This window comes from Shimia sp. R11_0, from assembly GCF_017744035.1.
Classification (GTDB): Bacteria; Pseudomonadota; Alphaproteobacteria; order Rhodobacterales; family Rhodobacteraceae; genus Shimia; species Shimia marina.
In genome coordinates this window covers 95,560-114,789 of the sequence record NZ_JAGHQY010000006.1, presented here as the reverse complement: position 1 = coordinate 114,789, position 19,230 = coordinate 95,560, and the positions used below count along the sequence as shown (strand labels likewise).

General features: G+C 58.6%; 19 protein-coding genes. 12 read left to right on the top strand and 7 right to left on the bottom strand.

Annotated features, from left to right (window positions below; genetic code table 11):
* Positions 1-143 precede the first annotated feature (143 nt).
* The 3 genes from holA to leuS are packed head-to-tail and all read right to left on the bottom strand — an operon-like array spanning position 144 to position 4,235.
* The gene (gene holA / locus J7382_RS13885) at positions 144-1,175 is read right to left on the bottom strand and encodes a DNA polymerase III subunit delta (protein ID WP_209069638.1); all 1,032 of its coding nucleotides are present in this window, start codon (positions 1,173-1,175) and stop codon (positions 144-146) included.
* The gene (gene lptE, locus J7382_RS13880; RefSeq protein ID WP_209069637.1) at positions 1,172-1,675 is read right to left on the bottom strand and encodes an LPS assembly lipoprotein LptE; all 504 of its coding nucleotides are present in this window, start codon (positions 1,673-1,675) and stop codon (positions 1,172-1,174) included. The genes holA and lptE overlap by 4 nt, the downstream gene beginning before the upstream one ends.
* A complete protein-coding gene (gene leuS / locus J7382_RS13875; protein ID WP_209069636.1) occupies positions 1,662-4,235 on the bottom strand; it encodes a leucine--tRNA ligase in 2,574 nt (857 codons plus the stop codon). Before leuS ends, lptE begins: the two co-directional genes overlap by 14 nt.
* Positions 4,236-4,419: 184 nt before the next feature.
* Between leuS and J7382_RS13870 the strand changes: the two genes are divergently transcribed.
* Entirely contained in the window at positions 4,420-5,682 is a 1,263-nt protein-coding gene (locus tag J7382_RS13870) for a glycosyltransferase family 4 protein (RefSeq protein WP_209069635.1), read from the top strand.
* Positions 5,683-5,770: 88 nt separating this feature from the next.
* On the opposite strand, the gene J7382_RS13865 is transcribed toward J7382_RS13870, so the two are convergent.
* Positions 5,771-6,223, bottom strand: a complete 453-nt coding sequence (locus J7382_RS13865; protein WP_247745024.1) for a DUF3576 domain-containing protein — start codon at positions 6,221-6,223, stop codon at positions 5,771-5,773.
* A gap of 310 nt (positions 6,224-6,533) precedes the next feature.
* Here J7382_RS13865 and J7382_RS13860 point away from each other — a divergent pair, with 310 nt between their 5' ends.
* Positions 6,534-7,508, top strand: coding sequence for a porin (locus tag J7382_RS13860; protein WP_348540031.1), 975 nt, complete (start codon positions 6,534-6,536; stop codon positions 7,506-7,508).
* Between the two features lie 107 nt (positions 7,509-7,615).
* Positions 7,616-8,266, top strand: coding sequence for a YggS family pyridoxal phosphate-dependent enzyme (locus tag J7382_RS13855; RefSeq protein ID WP_209069633.1), 651 nt, complete (start codon positions 7,616-7,618; stop codon positions 8,264-8,266).
* 120 nt (positions 8,267-8,386) lie between these two features.
* Here the strand turns inward: J7382_RS13855 and J7382_RS13850 are convergent, their stop codons facing one another.
* On the bottom strand, positions 8,387-8,890 hold the full coding sequence (locus tag J7382_RS13850; RefSeq protein WP_209069632.1) for a L,D-transpeptidase family protein: 504 nt from the start codon (positions 8,888-8,890) through the stop codon (positions 8,387-8,389).
* Complete coding sequence (gene ribA / locus J7382_RS13845; protein ID WP_209069631.1) at positions 8,887-9,981, bottom strand: GTP cyclohydrolase II; 1,095 nt, start codon at positions 9,979-9,981, stop codon at positions 8,887-8,889. The genes J7382_RS13850 and ribA overlap by 4 nt, the downstream gene beginning before the upstream one ends.
* A gap of 174 nt (positions 9,982-10,155) precedes the next feature.
* On the opposite strand from ribA, the gene J7382_RS13840 reads away from it, so the two are divergent.
* The 5 genes from J7382_RS13840 (at position 10,156) to J7382_RS13820 (ending at position 13,961) form a co-directional block, all read left to right on the top strand.
* On the top strand, positions 10,156-10,842 hold the full coding sequence (locus J7382_RS13840) for a response regulator transcription factor (RefSeq protein WP_058238425.1): 687 nt from the start codon (positions 10,156-10,158) through the stop codon (positions 10,840-10,842).
* Between the two features lie 328 nt (positions 10,843-11,170).
* Complete coding sequence (locus tag J7382_RS13835; protein ID WP_209069630.1) at positions 11,171-11,959, top strand: exodeoxyribonuclease III; 789 nt, start codon at positions 11,171-11,173, stop codon at positions 11,957-11,959.
* Positions 11,960-12,133: 174 nt separating this feature from the next.
* On the top strand, positions 12,134-13,060 hold the full coding sequence (locus tag J7382_RS13830; protein WP_209069629.1) for a co-chaperone YbbN: 927 nt from the start codon (positions 12,134-12,136) through the stop codon (positions 13,058-13,060).
* 53 nt (positions 13,061-13,113) lie between these two features.
* Complete coding sequence (locus tag J7382_RS13825) at positions 13,114-13,758, top strand: LON peptidase substrate-binding domain-containing protein (protein WP_209069628.1); 645 nt, start codon at positions 13,114-13,116, stop codon at positions 13,756-13,758.
* On the top strand, positions 13,755-13,961 hold the full coding sequence (locus tag J7382_RS13820; RefSeq protein WP_058238421.1) for a Trm112 family protein: 207 nt from the start codon (positions 13,755-13,757) through the stop codon (positions 13,959-13,961). Before J7382_RS13825 ends, J7382_RS13820 begins: the two co-directional genes overlap by 4 nt.
* 129 nt (positions 13,962-14,090) lie before the next feature.
* Here the strand turns inward: J7382_RS13820 and J7382_RS13815 are convergent, their stop codons facing one another.
* Positions 14,091-15,305, bottom strand: coding sequence for a UbiH/UbiF/VisC/COQ6 family ubiquinone biosynthesis hydroxylase (locus tag J7382_RS13815; protein WP_209069627.1), 1,215 nt, complete (start codon positions 15,303-15,305; stop codon positions 14,091-14,093).
* An 83-nt stretch (positions 15,306-15,388) separates the two neighbouring features.
* On the opposite strand from J7382_RS13815, the gene J7382_RS13810 reads away from it, so the two are divergent.
* From J7382_RS13810 to J7382_RS13795, 4 genes are all read left to right on the top strand, one after another.
* Positions 15,389-16,717: an amidase gene (locus tag J7382_RS13810; protein WP_209069626.1), complete on the top strand. Its 1,329-nt coding sequence runs from the start codon at positions 15,389-15,391 to the stop codon at positions 16,715-16,717.
* A gap of 107 nt (positions 16,718-16,824) precedes the next feature.
* The gene (locus tag J7382_RS13805) at positions 16,825-17,937 is read left to right on the top strand and encodes a class I SAM-dependent RNA methyltransferase (protein ID WP_209069625.1); all 1,113 of its coding nucleotides are present in this window, start codon (positions 16,825-16,827) and stop codon (positions 17,935-17,937) included.
* A gap of 337 nt (positions 17,938-18,274) precedes the next feature.
* Positions 18,275-18,847: a helix-turn-helix domain-containing protein gene (locus J7382_RS13800; RefSeq protein ID WP_209069624.1), complete on the top strand. Its 573-nt coding sequence runs from the start codon at positions 18,275-18,277 to the stop codon at positions 18,845-18,847.
* A 10-nt stretch (positions 18,848-18,857) separates the two neighbouring features.
* Positions 18,858-19,229, top strand: coding sequence for a GFA family protein (locus J7382_RS13795; RefSeq protein ID WP_209069623.1), 372 nt, complete (start codon positions 18,858-18,860; stop codon positions 19,227-19,229).
* The last annotated feature ends 1 nt before the right edge of the window (position 19,230 follow it).

The following is a 19,230-nucleotide window of genomic DNA, read 5'->3' as shown; positions in this document are numbered from 1 at the left end:
GCAGTTGAAACGATAAACAACAGATCCGTGCAGGTCATGACGCGCCGTCGCAGGACTCCCACCAAGGGCTCCCGCGCTTCTGTAGCGCAGCAAGCTGCCACACAGACCCTTGGGCCCGGCTCAGCGAAGCTGAGCCTGAGGGGCTAGCCGCCGCGTCGCGCCAGCATGGCCAGACGCAGAAACAACCGCTCCACCAGCGCCATTTCCGGCGCGCGCTGCCCGGCAGAGCGTAGTTGCAGATCGGTATCCGTTAGCCCGCTCAGGGCTTGTTCCAGTTTGGCCGCCCCCCAGCCAGAGGCCTGCCGCACCATCCGGTCACGTCTTGGGCCAAAGATCGGCGGGCGCATGCGTGCAATCCCGGCAGAGGCCCCGCCGGGATCCGCCGCCGCCGCATAAAGCGCGCGGAAATGGCGGGTCGCCGAGATCAGGAGCAGCACCGGGTTGACCCCCTGTGCCTCAAGTTTGCGCAAGACTGGTCCCAGCTCCTGCGCGCGCCCTTCTGCTACAATATTGAGCACATCATCCAGCGCCGCCTCGGTGGAGGCCGGCGCACAGGCGGTCACATCCCCAGAGGTCACCGGCAGATCATCTTTGAATTTGTAGAGTGCCAGCTTTTCACAGGTTTGACGGAAATCGCCCGGATCCAGTTCGCGCGCCAGATTGGCAAGGTCGGTCATGGCCTCATGCTCAATCTCTTTCAGACCGGCGGCCTTCAGATCCGCCTCAATCTCTTCGCGGCTGGGCGGATCATTGTAGATCCCCACGGCATAGGCATTGTTGTGGGTTTCAAAGACTTTGCGAATCTTGGAACTGGCCTTGAGCTGTCCGGCGGTGACCACAATCTGCGCATCTCCGGGAGCCCAATCCTCCAGCGCGGCGAGCACCGCAGGGGCGGCCGTGTCATTGGCGTCTTCCACAAAGGCGACACGCGGTCCGGGAAAGAAACTCACCTCTTTGATTGCATCGTGCAGTCGGGCTTTGTCTTTGCGCAGCTCAGCGCCGGGAATACGGGTCAGGCGCATTTCCTCTTCGCCCTGTGGCCCGATCAGGGCCGCAATCAGCTCCTGACGTTTAAGGGCCACCCGCATGGCATCTGGCCCATAGATCAACATGCCAGTGCGATCTGCTTCCGGATGGCCAAAGTAGCGATTGGCGTCTCGCGCGCTCAGTTTCATGACGCCTGGGCGACCTCTGCCGCCTGCAGCTCAGCCACGATGCGATCTGCCAGAATCACCATCAGCCGCTCATAGGCGTCCTGTTGGGCTGCCAGCTCAGACACAGTGCTGCCACTGGCGGAATAGCTGGTGAAGCTGGAGACTTTGCCGGAACTGCGCACCTCTTTGGTGTCAAGATCGCGCAGCGCATAGGTCGCCGAGCCGATCACATCAAAGCGGTTGGTCACCTGCGCAACCGTTCGCCCAATGCTGCGCTCGTTCAGCTGCAGAGCCAGCGAGAGGCCGTAGTCTGCGCCCGCTGTGGGCCGTCCTAGACGATCTTCGAGTTCACGCACCAGAAGAAAGCTCTCGCGGGCCTTGGGTTCATCGACCAAAACCTTGTTGAGCAGGCCGCTGGCCGCGCCAGTGGGGCCATAGACAGGCTCAAAGCCGCAGCCACTCAGGGGAACCCCGAGGGCCGCAGCAGACAAGAGAAACAAGCGGCGGTTATACGACGACATTCACGATCCGACCGGGGACAACAATCAGTTTCTTGGGCTGGGCCCCATCCAGCGCACGCTCCACAGCTTCGTGGGCCAGCGCCAGTTTTTCAACCTCTTCTTTCGCGAGGTCTTTGGCCACGGTGATTTCGCCACGCCGTTTGCCGTTGATCTGGATCGGCAGGGTCACATTGGCCTCAACCAGCATCGCCTCATCCGCTTGCGGCCAGGCGGCGTCCACAATCATGCCCTCGCCGCCCAGCATCTGCCAGATGTCTTCTGCGAGGTGTGGTGTCATTGGGGACATCAACTGTGCCAGCGCTTTGGTGGCTTCACGTTTGGCATCGCCACCGGCTTTGGATTTCGCCAATGTGTTGGTGAAAGCATAGAGTTTTGCGATGGAGGCGTTAAAGCCAAAGCTTTCCACACCCAATGTCACATCACGGATTGCCTTGTGCATCTCGCGCAGCAGGGTCTCATCATCCTTGCCCGCGCCCGCAGGCATCTCTGCCACTTCGCTCGCAATACGGTGCACGCGGCTCAGGTGCTTATAAGCCGCTTCCGCGCCCGACGCTGTCCATTCTACATCGCGCTCGGGTGGGCTGTCTGACAGCACAAACCAACGCGCTGTGTCGGCGCCAAAGGACGTGATGATATCCACCGGATCCACCACGTTGTTTTTGGATTTCGACATCTTGGCGGAGGGGATCACCTCCACCGCTTCGCCGGTCTCTTTCACAAATGTGCCACCGTCGCGCTCTTCCACTTCCGCAGGGTAGTGGTAGATCGTGCGGCCATTGTCATCGGTGCGCTCGGCGTTCTTATAGATCGCGTGGGTCACCATGCCTTGGGTGAACAGGGCATCAAACGGCTCTTTGGCGCTTTCTGGCAGATGGCCACAGATGTGCATCGCACGCGCAAAGAAGCGGGAATAGAGCAGGTGCAGAATCGCGTGCTCAATGCCGCCGATATACTGATCGACGTTCATCCAATAGGCCGCATCCTCCATGGAGGTCGGCGTCTCCGCCTGAGGTGCGGTGAAGCGTGCAAAATACCACGAACTGTCCACAAAGGTGTCCATGGTGTCTGTTTCCCGCTGCGCAGGTGCTCCGCAATTCGGGCAAGCACAGTCGCGCCAGCTTGGGTGACGGTCCAGTGGGTTGCCGGGCACAGAGAAATCAATTGCCTTGCCGTCCTCATCATAAGGCAGGGCAATTGGCAGGTTCTCTTTCTTCTCCGGCACCACGCCACAGCTTTCGCAATGCACAACCGGGATCGGGCAACCCCAATAGCGCTGACGGGACAGGCCCCAGTCACGCAGACGGAAGTTGGTCACGCCTTTGCCCCAGCCCGCCTTTTCGGCAAAGTCGATGGTCACGTCGATGGCTTCTTGGCCGGTGGCCTCATCCAGACCGGCAAAATGGTTCACCCATTTCACCTTTTCCTCTTTGCCGGGCACAAAGGCGGTGTTTTCCACCGGCACCTCATTGCCAATCGCAAAGAAGGTATCCGTGACTGGCAGGTCGTACTTGCGGCAGAAATCCAGATCACGCTGGTCATGCGCCGGGCAGGCAAAAATCGCGCCGGTGCCGTAATCCATCAGAATGAAGTTCGCGATCCAGACCGGCAGCTCCCACTCCGGGTTAAGCGGATGTTTCACCTTGATACCAGTGTCAAAGCCAAGCTTTTCGCCGGTTTCAATCGCTTCTTCGGTAGTGCCGCCCTTACGGCACTCCGCCACAAAGGCTGCAACCTCGGGGTTTGAGGCTTCCAGCTCTTTGGCAATCGGGTGATCCGGGGAAATGCCAACAAAAGACGCGCCCATCAGCGTGTCGGGGCGGGTGGTGTATACGGTGATCGCCTCGCCGCCATCCACACGCTCAAAACCAAATTCCAGACCGCGTGACTTGCCGATCCAGTTTTCCTGCATCAGGCGCACTTTCGCAGGCCAGTTCTCCAGATCGTCCAGCGCGGTCAGCAGCTCATCGGAATAGTCCGAAATCTTGAAGAACCACTGGGTCAGCTCACGCCGCTCCACCAGCGCACCAGAGCGCCAGCCACGGCCGTTTTCAACCTGTTCATTGGCCAGAACGGTCATGTCGACCGGATCCCAGTTCACCACAGCGTTCTTACGGTAGACGAGACCTTTCTCAAGGAAATCCAAGAACAGCGCCTGTTGCTGGCCGTAATAATCCTCATCACAGGTGGCAAACATGCGCGACCAATCCAGCGACAGGCCCAGTGGCTTCATCTGCTCGACCATCGTGTCGATGTTGGCATAGGTCCAGTCCTTGGGGTGGCCACCACTCGCCATCGCCGCGTTTTCTGCAGGCATGCCAAAGGCGTCAAATCCCATCGGGTGCAACACATTGTGCCCGGTGGAGATTTTGTAGCGTGCGATCACATCCCCCATGGTGTAGTTGCGCACATGCCCCATATGCAGCTTGCCCGACGGGTAGGGGAACATCTCAAGCACATAGTACTTGGGCTTGCTGGTGTCCCGAACGGCCTTGAAGGTTTCGGTCTTGGCCCAGGCATCCTGCCAGCGGGCTTCAATCTCTGCGGGGCTATAGCGCGACATGCTCTGGCACCTTTTTGTTGCTGGTCTCGGCCACCCAATGCGTGGCGCAGTTTGCGCAAGGTGATAGGCCGACAGGCCCCTGTGGTCCAGTGAGAAGCGTCTCAATTTGACCTATGCACTGGCTTAACACGGCCAATTTCTGCGCTATACAGATCAAAAGAGCAGTTTTTACAGGTGCATTGGCGTGAAGATCCTATTCATACACCAGAATTTCCCCGGTCAGTTCAAACATCTTGCCCCCGCTTTGGTCGCGCGTGGCCATGATGTGCGCTCCATCACGCTGCGCGTCAAAGAGGCTGGTGACTGGAAGGGAGTGAAGCTCTACCCCTATGCGATCAAGCGCAAGCCGGCGCAGGGGCTGCATCCTTGGCTGGTGGATTTTGAGACCAAGATGCTGCGGGCCGAATCCTGTTATGCGGCGGCGCGCCAGCTACGTGATCAAGAAGACTACACGCCAGATGTGATTGTCGCGCATCCGGGCTGGGGTGAGTCGATGTTCCTGCGCGATCTCTGGCCAACGGCGCGCATCGGCCTTTATGCGGAACTTTATTACACGCTCAATGACACGGATACCGGTTTTGATCCGGAGTTTCCCAAGCCCAACGCAGATACCGAATCCATCCGGCTGCGCCTGAAGAACATCAACAATATGATGCACCGGCAGAGCGCGGATCTGGCGATCAGCCCGACCCGCTTTCAGGCGGAGACGTTTCCCGATGATTATCAAGACATCATCAGCGTGATTCACGATGGTATCGATACCGCGCAGGTCGCGCCCAATGCAGACGCCAACCTGACACTGCCTGACGGTACGATTCTTACACGTGAGGATGAAGTCATCACATTTGTGAATCGCAATCTGGAGCCCTATCGCGGCTATCATGTGTTCATGCGCGCGCTGCCGGATTTGTTAAAGGCGCGGCCCAATGCACGTGTGCTCATGGTCGGCGGCGATGACGTGAGCTATGGCGCGCCGCCGCCACAGGGCAAAACCTGGAAACAGATATACATCGACGAAGTGCGCGGCAAAATCCCGACCCCCAACTGGGAGCGTGTGCATTTCCTCGGCAAAGTGCCGTATGATCAGTTCCTCTCAATGCTGCAGATCAGTCGCGCTCATGTCTATCTGACCTATCCCTTCGTGCTCAGCTGGTCCCTGCTTGAAGCCATGGCCATTGGCGCGCCGATCATCGCCAGCGATACCGCCCCTGTAAAAGAGGTGATCACGCATGGCGAGACCGGCCGTCTGTTTCCCTTCTTTGATGGCGCGCGCATGGTGGAGGAAATCTGCACCGTGCTTGAGTCGCCAAAGATGCGTGAAGACATGGCCACCGCCTCCCGTAATTTTGCGATCACGCATTATGATCTGGAAACCGTCTGCCTGCCCAAACAACTCGAATGGATTGACCGGCTGTTTGACATTGCACCGGGGGCCCTGCGCAGTTAGGTCCACTTTCGCCAGCATGCAGAGACAGCGCAAAAGAAAAGCCGCGACATTTCTGGCGCGGCTTAAGCAAAGTCAAAACCTGTTTAGATCAGAATTTGCGGTCTTCAATCCGCAATTGACGCGCGCGTGTCATAATGGCGTCTTCCACAGCACGGGCTGTGCCCTCCGGGACGGCGCGTCCGCCATTTGATTGCAGCGCCACATTCAAAGAGCGCGCGTCCAGTGCCGTGTCACGGATGTAAATCGTTGCGCGATAAGATCGGCCACCGCCCGGCGGTGTGCCATATCCAGTTGAAATCACCCCGCTGAACGGATCCACGGTCTGAACAGGTAGGAAGTCGAGAACTTCAAGAGATGCGGCCCAAAGATATTTGTTCACTCGCACGGTCTCATCGGAATTGTCAGGGCCGAACGCATCCCAGATCGTCTCTCTTTCCTGACTGTATTCCGTTGTGCGTCCGTCCAGCAGCAATCCGGTCGGATTTTTATCCCGGTTACTGCAGGCTGTTAGCGTGAGCGCAGCCAAGAGAGCGGCCAGCATGACAGGGCGACGTACAAGTTCCATAAAAACTGCCTCAAGACGTGGTTTGTAACCGTCCTAGCCAAGCCGGGCCTGTTGAGCAAGGCCCTTGCAAAGCTGCGTGATGAAAGGTGAACGCTGCCTCCGTTGCAATAAAAGGCGCTTTGTGCCCAGCGGATCGGCAGTAATCTGCCGCCGAAATCAAACTGTGGCATGTCTGCACCACGTCCGGGTCACTTTCTCTTAAAGCTTTTCGCTGCGCTTGCCAAAACACCCCCAAAAGAGCGAGAGACTACGGCATACCCAATTTCGGATTCTCCGGATTGGGCGCATGAATTGGAAATCCGAGGGAAAAATCATGAAAAAGATTCTCATCGCGACAACTGCACTGGTGGCAACCTCCTCCATCGCAGCAGCTGAACTGGCAACTTCCGGCTCCGCGCGTTTTGGTGTTGTATACGACGAAGGTAACGACCAAGAGACACGTCTGGAACAGCGTATCCGTATCAATTTCACCGGCATCGCAGAAACCGACGCAGGTGTTAAGTTCGAAGCACGTATCCGTCTTGAAGCCAACGAAGGCTTCACAGATGACGAAGACGATACCACCACCGTGAACGGTTCCTCCGGTAAAGGCCCAGGCGGCGTTGGCTTCGCAGTATCCACTGGCGGTCTGCGTGTTGACGTAGGTTCCGTATCCGACGTTCTGGACTCCGGCGATCACTTCAGCTGGGGTGGCACAGGCATCGGTTTCACCGGTTTCCTGGAGCAGAACAGCAACAATGAAGGCTTCATTGCTAACGGCTTCGCCGGTGCTGATGACGAAGACGCCAACACTGTTAAAGTGCTCTACACTGCAGGTGATTTCGCGGTAAGCGCATCTTACACTGAAGAAAACGATCAGATTGACGGCGGCGCTGTCGATGCAGCCGGCGACAACTACCAGATCGGTGCAAGCTACAACCTCGGCGCCCACAAAATCGGTGCGACCTACGGTAGCGCAGACGACAACGATCAGTGGGTGATCGGTGCTGGCGGTTCCTTCGGTGACTTCGGCTACAGCGCGATCATTGGTGACAACGACGCTCAGGACGACCTGCTGTTCGGTGCTTCCGGCACCTATGCAATCTCCGCAGCGACCACTCTGGTTGCCGTTGTGTCCACCGGTGGTGACGCTGATAACGACACTTCCTATGGTCTTGGTGTAAACCACTCTCTGGGTGGCGGCGTGACTCTGGGTGCCGGTGTTGGCTCCAACAACGCAGGCAACACTGTTGCTGACTTGGGTGTATCCTTCAGCTTCTAATAGTTGAAAGACATCATGTCTTTTGGGGCGGGCTTGCAAAAGCCTGCCCCTTTCTTTTTGTGCAAATCCATGGTTTCTGCGGGGCAGTTCCAAAAGAAGGTCTGCACATGTCGCTCTCCGAGATTCAAAGCCGCATCGCCAAAGCTGAAGCCGCCGCAGGCCGCCCTGCCGGGGCCACGCAGTTGATCGCCGTCAGCAAGCGCCAACCAGATGATCGTGTTCTGGAGGTTTTGGAGCAGGGACATCTGCTTTTTGGGGAGAATCAGGTACAGGAAGCTGCGGGTAAATGGCCTGCGTTTCGCGCGCGCTATCCAGAGGCCAAGGTCCACCTCCTAGGACCACTCCAAACTAACAAAGCCCGGCAAGCCATGGGCCTGTTTGACGCCATTCATTCGCTGGATCGCCCAAAGCTTGCCAAAACACTGGCCCGTCTGGCACAGGAAGAGGGCCATTGCCCCGATCTCTTTGTGCAAGTGAACACCGGCGAAGAAGAGCAGAAATCCGGCATCTTGCCTACAGACGCCGATGCTTTTGTGGCGGAGTGCCGCGCGCTTGATCTGCCAATTGTGGGGCTGATGTGCATTCCCCCTGTTGATGAAGAGCCCAGCCTGCATTTTGCATTGCTGGCCAAAATCGCCGCACGTAATGGGCTGGAAGGTCTCTCCATGGGAATGAGTGGCGATTATGAGCGTGCCGTGGCTTTGGGCGCGACCCATGTGCGCGTCGGCTCCGCCATCTTTGGCGCGCGCGCCAGCTAAAGCGTTTCGGGTTTTACCTGAGACATCACGTGACACGAATGTCCCGAGAATGCCGTAGGCATGGCAGAGTATTCGTGTCTCAATTTAAGCCCAAAACGCTATAGCAGCTGTCTGAAAAGCCTACCTGACAATCAGCCGTGTGCCCGGAGTGGCACGTGCGGCGAGCCAAAGCAGGTCTTGCCGTGCAAAAGCGATGCAGCCCTCTGTCGGGTAGCCGCGTCGACGCCATTGATGCAGAAAAATGGCAGATCCGGCGCCGGCCTGTGCCTTTGGCCAATTCCAGTCGGTCAGCAGAATCAGATCATAAAGCGGATCCGCGCGGCGCAGCTTTTCATGGCTGGGCGCATAGGGCGCTTTGACCCATTGATTATAGTCTGCATCTGCACTGTCATCAGACCATAGATCATCTTTGCCGATAGGCACGGCCCATGGCGCAGGCTGTGCCATGCGGTCTGCGCGATAAAGCGTGCCAACGATGTGATGCACCCCATAAGGTGTAGCGCCATCCCCTTCGTGTTTGTCATGGATGAGGCCGCCCTTGCCGATACTGCAGGGCAGGCAGCGCCCCCCAAAGCGCAGGCCCCGCGGTGTCAGCACAAGATCAAAAGGCGTTGCCGCACTCATAGCATATGGCCGGATTTGCGGGCCTTGGTTGCCAGATAGGCCTGATTGTGGGCGTTTTCCCCAACTTTCAGGGCAACCCGTTCAGACACAGAAATCCCTGCGTTTTCCATCATGTCAATCTTGCGGGGATTATTTGTTAGCAGGCGCACCTGCGAGAATCCCATTTCCTGAAGGATCTTGGCACCGATGCGGAAATCCCGCTCATCATCCTCAAAGCCCAGCCGGTGATTGGCCTCCACCGTGTCAAAGCCCTGATCCTGAAGCGCATAGGCGCGCATTTTATTGGCCAGTCCGATGCCCCGCCCTTCCTGATTGAGATAGAGCAGGATGCCTTCGCCCTCTGTACCCATCTGCCCCAAAGCCGCGTGTAGCTGCGGGCCGCAGTCACATTTCAGGCTGCCCAGCACATCCCCGGTGAAACAGGCGGAATGCAGACGTGTCAGCACCGGCACATCGCGCGACGGGCGGCCGATTTCGATCGCGTAATGTTCCGCGCCGCCATCTTCGGGGCGGAAGATATGCAGGCGACCAGCATCCGCTGCCGCCATGGGCAGGCGGGCATGCACCACGGAATGCAGCGGGCTTGTGGCGCTCAGATGCGGCGCAGCCAGCTCTGCGGGAATAACAGTCAACCCATGCTCCAGCGCAAATGCCGCTGCGTCCGTGGGGGTGGCTATGAGCGCAGCGGGCAGCAGTTGCGCAGATTTCACAATCTGCGTGGCCATACGGTGCAGGCGGGCATCGCCATCACGTTCCGTGGACAGGGGACCTTTCATCGGATTGCGCAGATCGTCCTCGGGGGCGGCAATGCCATGGATCCAGCGCAGCCCAGCGTCTTGGGGCAGGCGTACACGAGCGACATCGCCATCATAGGCCCGCGCCTTCAGCGTTTCCGCCCGCCGCCCGGTGATCACCAGAATCGGCGTGTCCTGTTGCTTGCGCAGCGCGCTCAACCGGCTCTGAGTGAGGGTCTCCACGGCCAGCACCAACAGCGGTGCCATACCCTCTGCGGTCAGCACAATTGGCACCCCCATGCGCAGATCGGCACGGGCGCGGGCAAGACGTTCCAGGATATCTGGCGCAAAACTCATGAGATTTTAGTCGATCCTCAACCATTGGGCTGCTCACATGTAGCCTCGATTGCAGCAATATGAAACATTTGACCATGCTGAAACACGAGGGCGTGAGACTTTTGCAGCAAATCTTGTCGCAGACGCGAGACCACCTCAAATGGGTGACAAGCAACCAAGACGCGGAGAGGACGAATGGCACAATTGAAGAAAATCTTGCTGGTAGATGACGACGAAGACCTGCGTGAGGCTTTGTCTGAACAATTGGTCATGACCGAAGACTTCGACGTCTTTGAGGCGGGTAACGGCTCTGAGGCCATGGCACGGGTCAAAGAGGGGCTCTACGACATCATCATCCTTGATGTGGGCCTGCCAGACACGGATGGCCGCGAGCTGTGCCGATTGATGCGCAAACAGGGGGTGAAGAGCCCGATCCTGATGCTGACCGGTCATGACAGCGACGCGGACACCATTCTGGGCCTTGATTCGGGCGCAAATGACTATGTGACCAAGCCGTTTAAGTTCCCGGTGCTGCTTGCGCGGATTCGTGCGCAGCTGCGCCAGCATGAGCAGTCTGAGGACGCAGTGTTCCAGCTTGGGCCATATACGTTCAAACCCTCGATGAAACTTCTGACCACGGAAGATGACCGCAAGATCCGCCTGACGGAGAAAGAAACCAACATTCTGAAGTTCCTCTATCGCGCCACCGAAGGTGTTGTGGCGCGCGATGTGCTGCTCCACGAGGTCTGGGGGTACAACGCGGGCGTCACCACCCATACGCTGGAGACGCATATCTACCGTCTGCGGCAGAAAATTGAGCCTGATCCTTCCAATGCGCGCCTGCTGATCACCGAAAGTGGCGGCTATCGGCTGGTGGCATGATTTCGCCGATCTGTCGCAGAAACACTTCTGAAACAGATTGTGGATAAGAAATGTGATAAGGCTGTGTGATTGAAAGTCTTTCAGACACACACCATTTGCAAAGATCTAAGTGTTCCCGTGCATGTCCGGGTTATGACATGAACCTCCCTGTTGGACTGGCCCGGGCTTCGGCTCGGGCCTTTTTTCATGCCCTTTCATGACCGCCTCAGTTCTGGCGTTGCTGCTCAAGCTGCCTCTTTGGCCAAATCGCGGGTTTTCGCATTGGCAGGGGCGGAGCCCAAAGGTAGGGTCGCCCCCAGACCACTTTGGGCCAAATCGGGAGCATCTCATGTCCTTCACCCTCGCCACCTGGAATATCAACTCCGTGCGTTTGCGTGAGCCGATTGTGCAACAGCTCATGCAGGAAGAAGCCCCCGATGTACTGTGCCTGCAGGAATGTAAAAGCCCTGTGGATAAAATCCCAACCGAGGGGTTTGCTGCGCTTGGCTATACCCACATGGTGGCGCGCGGTCAGAAGGGCTACAACGGTGTCGCGATTTTCTCCAAAATACCGATGGTCGAAGCGGGCAGTGAAGATTTTGCCGATCTCGGCCATGCCCGCCATATCGCAGGCAGATTGGAAAATGGCGTGACCATTCACAATTTCTATGTGCCCGCCGGGGGGGATGTGCCGGATCGTGAGAAAAACGAAAAATTCGGTCAGAAACTCGACTATCTGGCTGATATGCGGGATTTCTTCCGCCGCGAGGCGCTCACGAAATCCATCATGGTGGGGGATCTCAACATTGCGCCACGCGAAGATGACGTCTGGGATCACAAGAAACTTCTGAAAGTGGTGAGCCACACACCGATTGAAGTGGAAAAACTGGCCGAAACGCAGGATGCAGGCAACTGGGTGGATATCACCCGTCAGGACATTCCCGAAGGCAATCTCTACAGCTGGTGGTCTTATCGCGCCCGCGATTGGGACGCGGCGGACAAAGGGCGCCGGCTGGATCATATCTGGGCCACCGCAGATATTTCCAATGCGGGCCATTCCAGCCGGGTGTTGCGCGCGGCGCGGGGCTGGGAGAAGCCGTCAGATCACGCCCCTGTTTTTGCCAGTTTCGATCTCTGAGCAAAAACAAAGGCTCCCGTCCCCAAAGACCCCATCAAAGATGCGGCTTTGCGGTTGGGCCCGGCGCCGCGCGATGCGCGGCGCGGTGGCGGATCACGCAGGCGCTGTGCGATACCCCTTGGTTTCTGAGCCCGGCCCCGCCATATAGAGGGCAACGTCCAGACGGAGACCAAAATGATGGATATTCTTGGCCAAGGCGCCACCTCTGCGCCGACAGCAGATGATGTGATCAAAGACGTGTCAGAAGCCACTTTCATGGCCGATGTTGTGGATGCTTCCATGACTGTGCCGGTGATTGTGGATTTCTGGGCCCCCTGGTGTGGCCCCTGCAAAACTCTGGGCCCGGCGCTTGAGGCGGCAGTGACCGCCGCTGGCGGTGCCGTGAAAATGGCCAAGGTCAATGTTGATGAAAACCAGATGATTGCCGGCCAGATGCGTGTGCAATCCATCCCGACGGTCTATGCCTTCTGGCAGGGGCAGCCAGTGGATGGCTTCCAGGGCGCGCTGCCGCCAAGTGAAATCGAGGCTTTTGTGGCCCGTGTGGTGGAAGCCGGGGGCGGTGTCATGCCCGATGGTGGGCTCGCCGATGCGCTGATTGCTGCGGAAGAGATGCTGGCGGAAGGGGATGCGGCCTCCGCTGTTGAGACTTTTGCCGCCATCGCAGAGCAGGATCCAGAGAATGCCGAAGCCTTTGGTGGGCTGGCACGCTCTTATCTGGCACTGGCGCAGGTGGATCAGGCTGAAGCGGTGATCAATGGCGTGCCGGAGGCGATTTCGGCAGCGGCAGAGATTGAGGCCGTGCGCGCGCAGATTGAACTGGCGCGTCAGGCCGAAAACGCCGGGCCGGTGGCGGAGCTGCGCGCCGCCGTTGAGGCAGACCCTGACAATCATCAGGCGCGTCTTGATCTGGCGCAGGCCCTGCATGGGGCGGATCAGCTTGAAGAGGCGGTCAATGAGCTGTTGGAGCTGTTCCGTCGCGATCGCGAATGGAACGAGGGCGCGGCCAAAACCCAGCTCTTCACCATCTTTGAGGCCCTCAAGCCCAATGATCCGGTGGTGCTCAATGGGCGGCGCAAGCTCAGCTCGATGATCTTTGCCTGATTGGGGCCTGATCTGGCTTTGCCCGACATGGAAAGCAGAGTAGGCTGGTGGCCATGATCAAAGCTGCTGACTTGCCGGAGACCCTTTCGGTGTTTCCTTTGCCCGGGGCGCTCTTGCTGCCCCGTGCGCGCCTGCCTCTGCATATTTTTGAGCCGCGCTATCTGGCGATGCTGGATGATGCGCTCAAGACACCGGAGCGATTGATTGGCATGGTGGCGCCCAATGAGGTGCCCGGCCGCGAGGGGCCGGGGCTGCATATGATTGGCTGCGCGGGGCGGATCACGCAGTTTTCTGAAACCGATGACAACCGCTATCTGATCACCTTGTCCGGCGTGTCGCGCTTTCGCATCCTGAGCGAAGTGGAGGGGTTTACCCCCTACCGGCGCTGTCATGTGAGCTGGGACGGGTTTGACCGGGATCTGGGGCGCGGAGAAAAAGACAGCGCCTTCCAGCGCCCGGCATTTATGGATCTGCTGCGCCGCTACTTTGAACAGCTGGAACTCTCCACCGATTGGGAGACGCTGAAAGAAGCGGATGATGAGCTGTTGATCAATTCTCTGTCGATGCTGCTGGACTTTACCGCCGAAGACAAGCAAGCCCTGCTGGAGGCCCCGTCGCTCAGCACACGCCGGGAGACCTTGATCACATTGCTGGAATTTGCGCTGCGCGGCGGCACAGGAGAGGATTTGATTCAATGACGCAAGCCACACCAGAAACGGGCGCAGCGGGCCCGGTGTTTGATCGGCGCATGTTGGAAGCGCTGATTTGTCCACAGACCCGCGGGCGTTTGGAGTATGACGCCGCGGCGCAGGAGCTGATTTCACGCGCGGCCAATCTGGCCTTTCCAATCCGCGCCGGGATCCCTGTGATGCTGATTGACGAGGCACGCAGTCTGGACTGACCTCTGGTTCGGAAATCGAAGGGGAGGGGCCAGCCCCTCTTGGCCTGTCGGCCAATTCACGCTGGGAAATTTTCAGTCAAATGAAGCGGAGCTGCGCGCTGTTAAAGCTTCGGCGCGCGTGCTCTAGCGCTATTTCATCAACTGCGGCAATTCCCCGTTGAGGCCAGCCGCTTCGCGCATGAAGCCCCGGCGCAGGGCCGGCATGCTGCCCACCAGCCCCATGCCCAGATCGCGCGCGGCGCGCAGCAGAGGGTTGTCGTTGGAAAAGAGCTTGTTTGTCAGGTCTGTCGCCGCCACCAGCGTGGCCGTGTCAAAGCGCCGCCACTCTTGATAGCGCCCGAGCACCAGAGGGGAGGCAATGTCTTCGCCACGTTGCCGCGCATTCTGTAGCACCTGCGTGAGGGCGGCAACATCGCGCAGCCCGGCGTTCAGCCCCTGACCTGCAATTGGGTGCATGCCATGGGCGGCATCCCCCACCAGCGCCACGCGCTCCGCGACAAAATCATTGGCTACCGAGAGGCTCAGCGGATAGGTGAAGCGGTTGCCTGCAAGGCGGATCTCGCCAAGGAAGTCCCCGAAGCGTGGGCGCAACACAGCCATGTAATCCTCATCAGAAAGCGCCTGAATGGCTGCCGCTGTATCGTCTTTTTCTGACCAGACAATCGAACACATATTGCCGGGCAGCGGTAGGATGGCCAGCGGACCCGGAGGCATGAAAAACTGATGGGCAATGCCATTGTGGGGATGTTCATGTGCAATCGCGCAGACCAGCGCAGTTTGCCCATAACCCCAGCCTGTACGTGAAATACCAGCCCGTTTGGCCACCCCACTTTGGCGCCCGTCACAGCCCACCAAAAGCCGTGCGCGGCAGGTGTCACCGGTGCTGAGCGTGGCTGTGACACCGCCGCCATAGATGGTCTGATCACGTACTTCAGTGCCTGAGATCAATGTGACATTGGGCGCGTCTTCCATCGCAGACAAAAAGGCACGGTACAAAAAACGATCTTCAAGCATGAAGCCCATCGGGCCTTCTTCGATCTCACGATGATCAAAATGCAGGAAAAATGGCGCAGGCCCTTCGCCTACGCGCCCATCGGACACTTTGATTTCCCGCATGGGTTCGGCATGTTCGGCCACGCTCTCCCAGATGCCGATATTGTCCAGCAGCCGTTTGGAAGCCAGCGCAAGCGCATAGCCACGCCCGTCGAAGTTGCCTGCGGCGCGTGCAGGGGCGGGGCGGGCATCCACCACGGTCACGGAAAAGCCGGAATGTGCCAGTGCCAAGGCCAGAGCAGGCCCGTTGAGCCCGCCGCCTGCAATCAGAATATCGGTGTCATAGGTCATAGCGCCAATATGGGGTGTGCTTCGGGATTGTCCATGCGCGATTGCGCCGCTACCGTCTGGCGAAAGTAAAAGCGGAGACCAAGATGCTGAATTGGCAGGAAATGAGCGCGGCGGCGCTGGGGCGGGGCATCGAGCGTGGGGAAATTGATCCCGTGGCGCTGACGCAGGCCTATCTGGGGGCGATTGAGAGCCACGACGCCAAAGATCGTATCTATTCGGCGGTCACCAAAGAGCGTGCCCTTGCAGAGGCGCAGGCTGCAGCAGAGCGTGCCCGAGCTGATCAGCGCCTGTCGTTGTTGGATGGGGTGCCAATCAGCTGGAAAGACCTGTTTGACAGCGCGCATGTGGCCACTGAAGCGGGCTCAGAACTTTTGAAGGGGCGTGTGCCCACTCAGGATGCAGAGGTGCTGTCCAATGCAACTGCGCTGGGGCTGGTCTGTCTGGGCAAGACCCACATGAGCGAGCTGGCGTTTTCTGGGTTGGGGCTAAACCCGATCACGGCCACGCCGCCCTGTGTCAATGACCCGGATGCCGTGCCGGGCGGGTCGTCGTCGGGCGCAGGCGCTTCGGTGGCCTTCGGCCTTGCGGCCGCAGGGATTGGCTCTGACACCGGCGGGTCCGTGCGCATCCCAGCCGCGTGGAATGACCTTGTAGGTTTGAAAACCACCGCGGGGCGCATCTCCACCAAAGGTGTGGTGCCGCTGTGCCGCAGTTTTGATACGGTCGGTCCGCTGACCCGAACGGTGGAGGATGCGGCGCTGTTTCTGGCGGTTCTGGAAGGGGGGCGCCCGGTGGATTTGCGCGGCGCGTCTCTCAAGGGGGCGCGGTTTGCGGTGCTGGAAACAATGGCGCTGGATCAGGTGCGTGAAGCGCCCATGGCGGCATTTGAGCGTGCGTTGCACCGTTTGCAGGATGCGGGGGCCACGCTGGAGTTTCTGCGCGCGGATGAGGTGGTGGAGGCAATGGACCTCGCCGGGCCGCTTTACACGGTCGAAGCTTATGGAGAATGGGAGGCCACGATTGAGGCCGCGCCTGACAAAATGTTTGATCAGATTCTGGAGCGTTTCCGCGCAGGTGCAGGCGTCACGGGCCCGCAGTTTACACAGGCCTGGACCAAATTGCACGCGCTGCGCGCAACCTGGGAGGCTCGGATTGCGGGCTATGATGCGGTGCTGATGCCCACAACCCCAATCCTGCCGCCCAATCTGGAGCGTTTGATGACGGATCAGGAGTATTACGTCACCGAAAACCTTCTGGGTTTGCGCAACACGCGTATTGGCAACCTCATGGGCAGCGCTGCGATCACCCTGCCCACCGGGGTGCCGTCCTGTGGGTTGATGATGTTGGGGCAGGCGGGCAGTGAAGAGCGCCTGTTGCGTCTGGCAGCGGCGGCAGAGTTTCTTCTGCCCTGATCTGCGTTGTGCCCATATGCACAATCCGGGGCGCGTTGTGTGCCCCGGGCATTGTTGGCGTGCGATTGCCTCTCGTCGCTGTTGATCAGACAGTCTAAACAGCCCACATGGAACACAGCGCAAAAAAGTTTGAGATCTTCGTGGTCACCGCGCCGGGGCTGGAAAAGCCTCTGGCCGCTGAAATGACAGAGGCGGGCTTCAAAAAGCCTAAGATGATGCCAGGCGGCGTGCGCTTTCGCGGCAATTGGCAGGATGTCTGGCGTGCCAACCTAAGCCTGCGGGGCGCGGTGCGTGTGTTGGCGCGGGTCGACAGTTTTCAGGCCATGCATCTCGATCAACTGGAACGTCTGATCGCCGATATGCCATGGCGGGGGTATCTGCGCACGGATGTGCCGCTGAAGGTGGATGTGACCACCCAAAAATCCAAGATCTACCACGCTGGGGCCGCCAAAGAGCGTATTGAACGTGGTTTGAGCACCGCTGTCGGTGCGCCCATTTCGGCAGAGGCCTATGTGGTGGTGAAGGCGCGGATCGACAACAACATGGTGACGCTGTCGCTCGACACTTCGGGAGAAAGCCTGCACAAGCGGGGCCACAAATCCGCCGTCGCCAAGGCCCCCATGCGCGAAAACATGGCTGCCATGTTCCTGCGCCAGCTTGGTTTTGATGGCAGTCAACCGGTTTATGATCCCATGTGTGGCTCCGGCACCTTTGTGATCGAAGCGGCCGAGATCGGCGCTGGGCTTTTGCCGGGGCGCTCGCGCAGCTTTGCGTTTGAGCAGTTCGCCAATTTTGATGCCGCCGCGTTTGATGCGCTGCGCGCTGCGGAGGCAACAGCTCCCAGCGCGCTTTATTATGGTTCTGACAAAGACGCCGGTGCGATTCGCATGGCAGGTGAAAACGCCAGCCGCGCAGGGGTGGCGGATTGGGCCAGCTTCAGCCAGAAAAGCGCAGGTGAGATCATCCCGCCTTCTGACGTACCGGGCATCGTGGTGGTCAATCCACCGTACGGCGCGCGGATAGGTGACAAAAAGGGGTTGTTTGCGCTCTATGCAAGTTTTGGCAAAGCGCTCTCGCAGCATTTCTCCGGCTGGACCGTGGGGATTGTCACGACCGACACAGGGCTCGCCCGCGCCACGGGCTTGCCGCTGGAAACCCCCTTTGCCACCGTGGCGCACGGCGGGCTGAAGGTGCAGCTTTACACCTGTGAGGTGCCCTAGGCTCAGGTCCACTCAGCGCACAGGCGGGAATGTGTTCTGGCTTTTTGCTGGTCGCAGTGGGCCGAAGATGCCCGCCTCCTCGCGGAGGGCTTGCGCGGATTTTGTCCTGTGAGATCCACGCAACGCCCGCTTGAGTAACCTTTTGGCGGAGCAAAATTCTGCACCTACGCGATATTGCCGCAATACAGATGCGATACCGACGTTGGGTTTTATGGTTAATTTCCGCTGACGCAGCGGCAACAAAAATGAAGATCGCGTGAAAAAGTCCTTTGAAATTTCACGAACTTGAGGCAGCGTGAAATTAGAAAGAAAAATTTCACGACAGGAATCACGCTTTATGCTGCACGACGTGCCCCAGAACCCTCAGACGCTTGGTGCGGATCTGCGCGCTTTGCGTAAGGCGCGCGGGTTGACGTTGACAGATATGGCCGAAGCACTGGAACGTTCTGTCGGGTGGTTGAGCCAAGTGGAACGCGACAAATCAGAGCCCACGATTTCTGATCTGCGCCGGATCGCCAAAGTGTTGGAAGTGCCCATGTCGATGCTGTTTGGGCATTCTGCGGCGCCGGAGGATGAGCAGGGGTACATCGTGCGCGCAGGCGCCCGCCGCCAGATCGGTGCGAGCGAAGGGGGATTGATTGAAGAGCTGCTGTCTCCAGATCTCACAGATGATTTTGAGGTCGTGCATTCTACCTTCGCGCCCGGCGCAACTATCCAAGAAATCACCACGCGACCAACACAAGAGGTCGCTTATATTGTGTCGGGGCGATTGGATCTGCGGATTGGAGAGCAGGCGTTTTCTGTAGGACCAGGTGACAGCTTTCGTATTCGCGGAGAGGCGCATTATTGGGCCAACCCTTATGATGAACCTTGTGTGGCAATCTGGGTGATTGCCCCGCCGGTTTATTGAGGAGATGGACATGCTTGAAGGATCATGTCTCTGCGGAGATATTACATTTCAAACGTCGGCAGCACCTCAAGGAGCTTCGATGTGCCATTGCACTCAATGCCGCAAGCAATCTGGTGGAATATGGGCCTCTGCCTATGTCGACGATCATGCGCTTCACATCTCAGGGGCTGTTCACTGGTTTGAAGCCAGCCCAGTGGCCAAGCGCGGGATATGTGCCACATGTGGCTCATTCCTTTTTTGGAAAGCCCATGATGAGTCCTCCACGAGCTTTGCATTAGGTGCTTTGGATGGTCCTACGGACCTCATGATCGAAAAGCACATCTTCGTAGCGGACAAAGGTGATTATTACGCTATCGCCGACGGTTTGCCGCAGAGGGACTGAT

What these genes read in the sequence shown, in the direction of transcription:
- ribA (WP_209069631.1), bottom strand. Translation starts at nt 9,981, where the DNA reads ATGAGTTTTGCGCCAGATATCCTGGAACGTCTTGCCCGCGCCCGTGCC.
- holA (WP_209069638.1), bottom strand. Translation starts at nt 1,175, where the DNA reads ATGAAACTGAGCGCGCGAGACGCCAATCGCTACTTTGGCCATCCGGAA.
- J7382_RS13805 (WP_209069625.1), top strand. Translation starts at nt 16,825, where the DNA reads ATGGAACACAGCGCAAAAAAGTTTGAGATCTTCGTGGTCACCGCGCCG.
- J7382_RS13795 (WP_209069623.1), top strand. Translation starts at nt 18,858, where the DNA reads ATGCTTGAAGGATCATGTCTCTGCGGAGATATTACATTTCAAACGTCG.
- J7382_RS13865 (WP_247745024.1), bottom strand. Translation starts at nt 6,223, where the DNA reads ATGCTGGCCGCTCTCTTGGCTGCGCTCACGCTAACAGCCTGCAGTAAC.
- lptE (WP_209069637.1), bottom strand. Translation starts at nt 1,675, where the DNA reads ATGTCGTCGTATAACCGCCGCTTGTTTCTCTTGTCTGCTGCGGCCCTC.
- J7382_RS13800 (WP_209069624.1), top strand. Translation starts at nt 18,275, where the DNA reads ATGCTGCACGACGTGCCCCAGAACCCTCAGACGCTTGGTGCGGATCTG.
- J7382_RS13855 (WP_209069633.1), top strand. Translation starts at nt 7,616, where the DNA reads ATGTCGCTCTCCGAGATTCAAAGCCGCATCGCCAAAGCTGAAGCCGCC.
- J7382_RS13850 (WP_209069632.1), bottom strand. Translation starts at nt 8,890, where the DNA reads ATGAGTGCGGCAACGCCTTTTGATCTTGTGCTGACACCGCGGGGCCTG.
- J7382_RS13815 (WP_209069627.1), bottom strand. Translation starts at nt 15,305, where the DNA reads ATGACCTATGACACCGATATTCTGATTGCAGGCGGCGGGCTCAACGGG.
- J7382_RS13830 (WP_209069629.1), top strand. Translation starts at nt 12,134, where the DNA reads ATGATGGATATTCTTGGCCAAGGCGCCACCTCTGCGCCGACAGCAGAT.
- J7382_RS13840 (WP_058238425.1), top strand. Translation starts at nt 10,156, where the DNA reads ATGGCACAATTGAAGAAAATCTTGCTGGTAGATGACGACGAAGACCTG.
- leuS (WP_209069636.1), bottom strand. Translation starts at nt 4,235, where the DNA reads ATGTCGCGCTATAGCCCCGCAGAGATTGAAGCCCGCTGGCAGGATGCC.
- J7382_RS13860 (WP_348540031.1), top strand. Translation starts at nt 6,534, where the DNA reads ATGAATTGGAAATCCGAGGGAAAAATCATGAAAAAGATTCTCATCGCG.
- J7382_RS13825 (WP_209069628.1), top strand. Translation starts at nt 13,114, where the DNA reads ATGATCAAAGCTGCTGACTTGCCGGAGACCCTTTCGGTGTTTCCTTTG.
- J7382_RS13820 (WP_058238421.1), top strand. Translation starts at nt 13,755, where the DNA reads ATGACGCAAGCCACACCAGAAACGGGCGCAGCGGGCCCGGTGTTTGAT.
- J7382_RS13810 (WP_209069626.1), top strand. Translation starts at nt 15,389, where the DNA reads ATGCTGAATTGGCAGGAAATGAGCGCGGCGGCGCTGGGGCGGGGCATC.
- J7382_RS13835 (WP_209069630.1), top strand. Translation starts at nt 11,171, where the DNA reads ATGTCCTTCACCCTCGCCACCTGGAATATCAACTCCGTGCGTTTGCGT.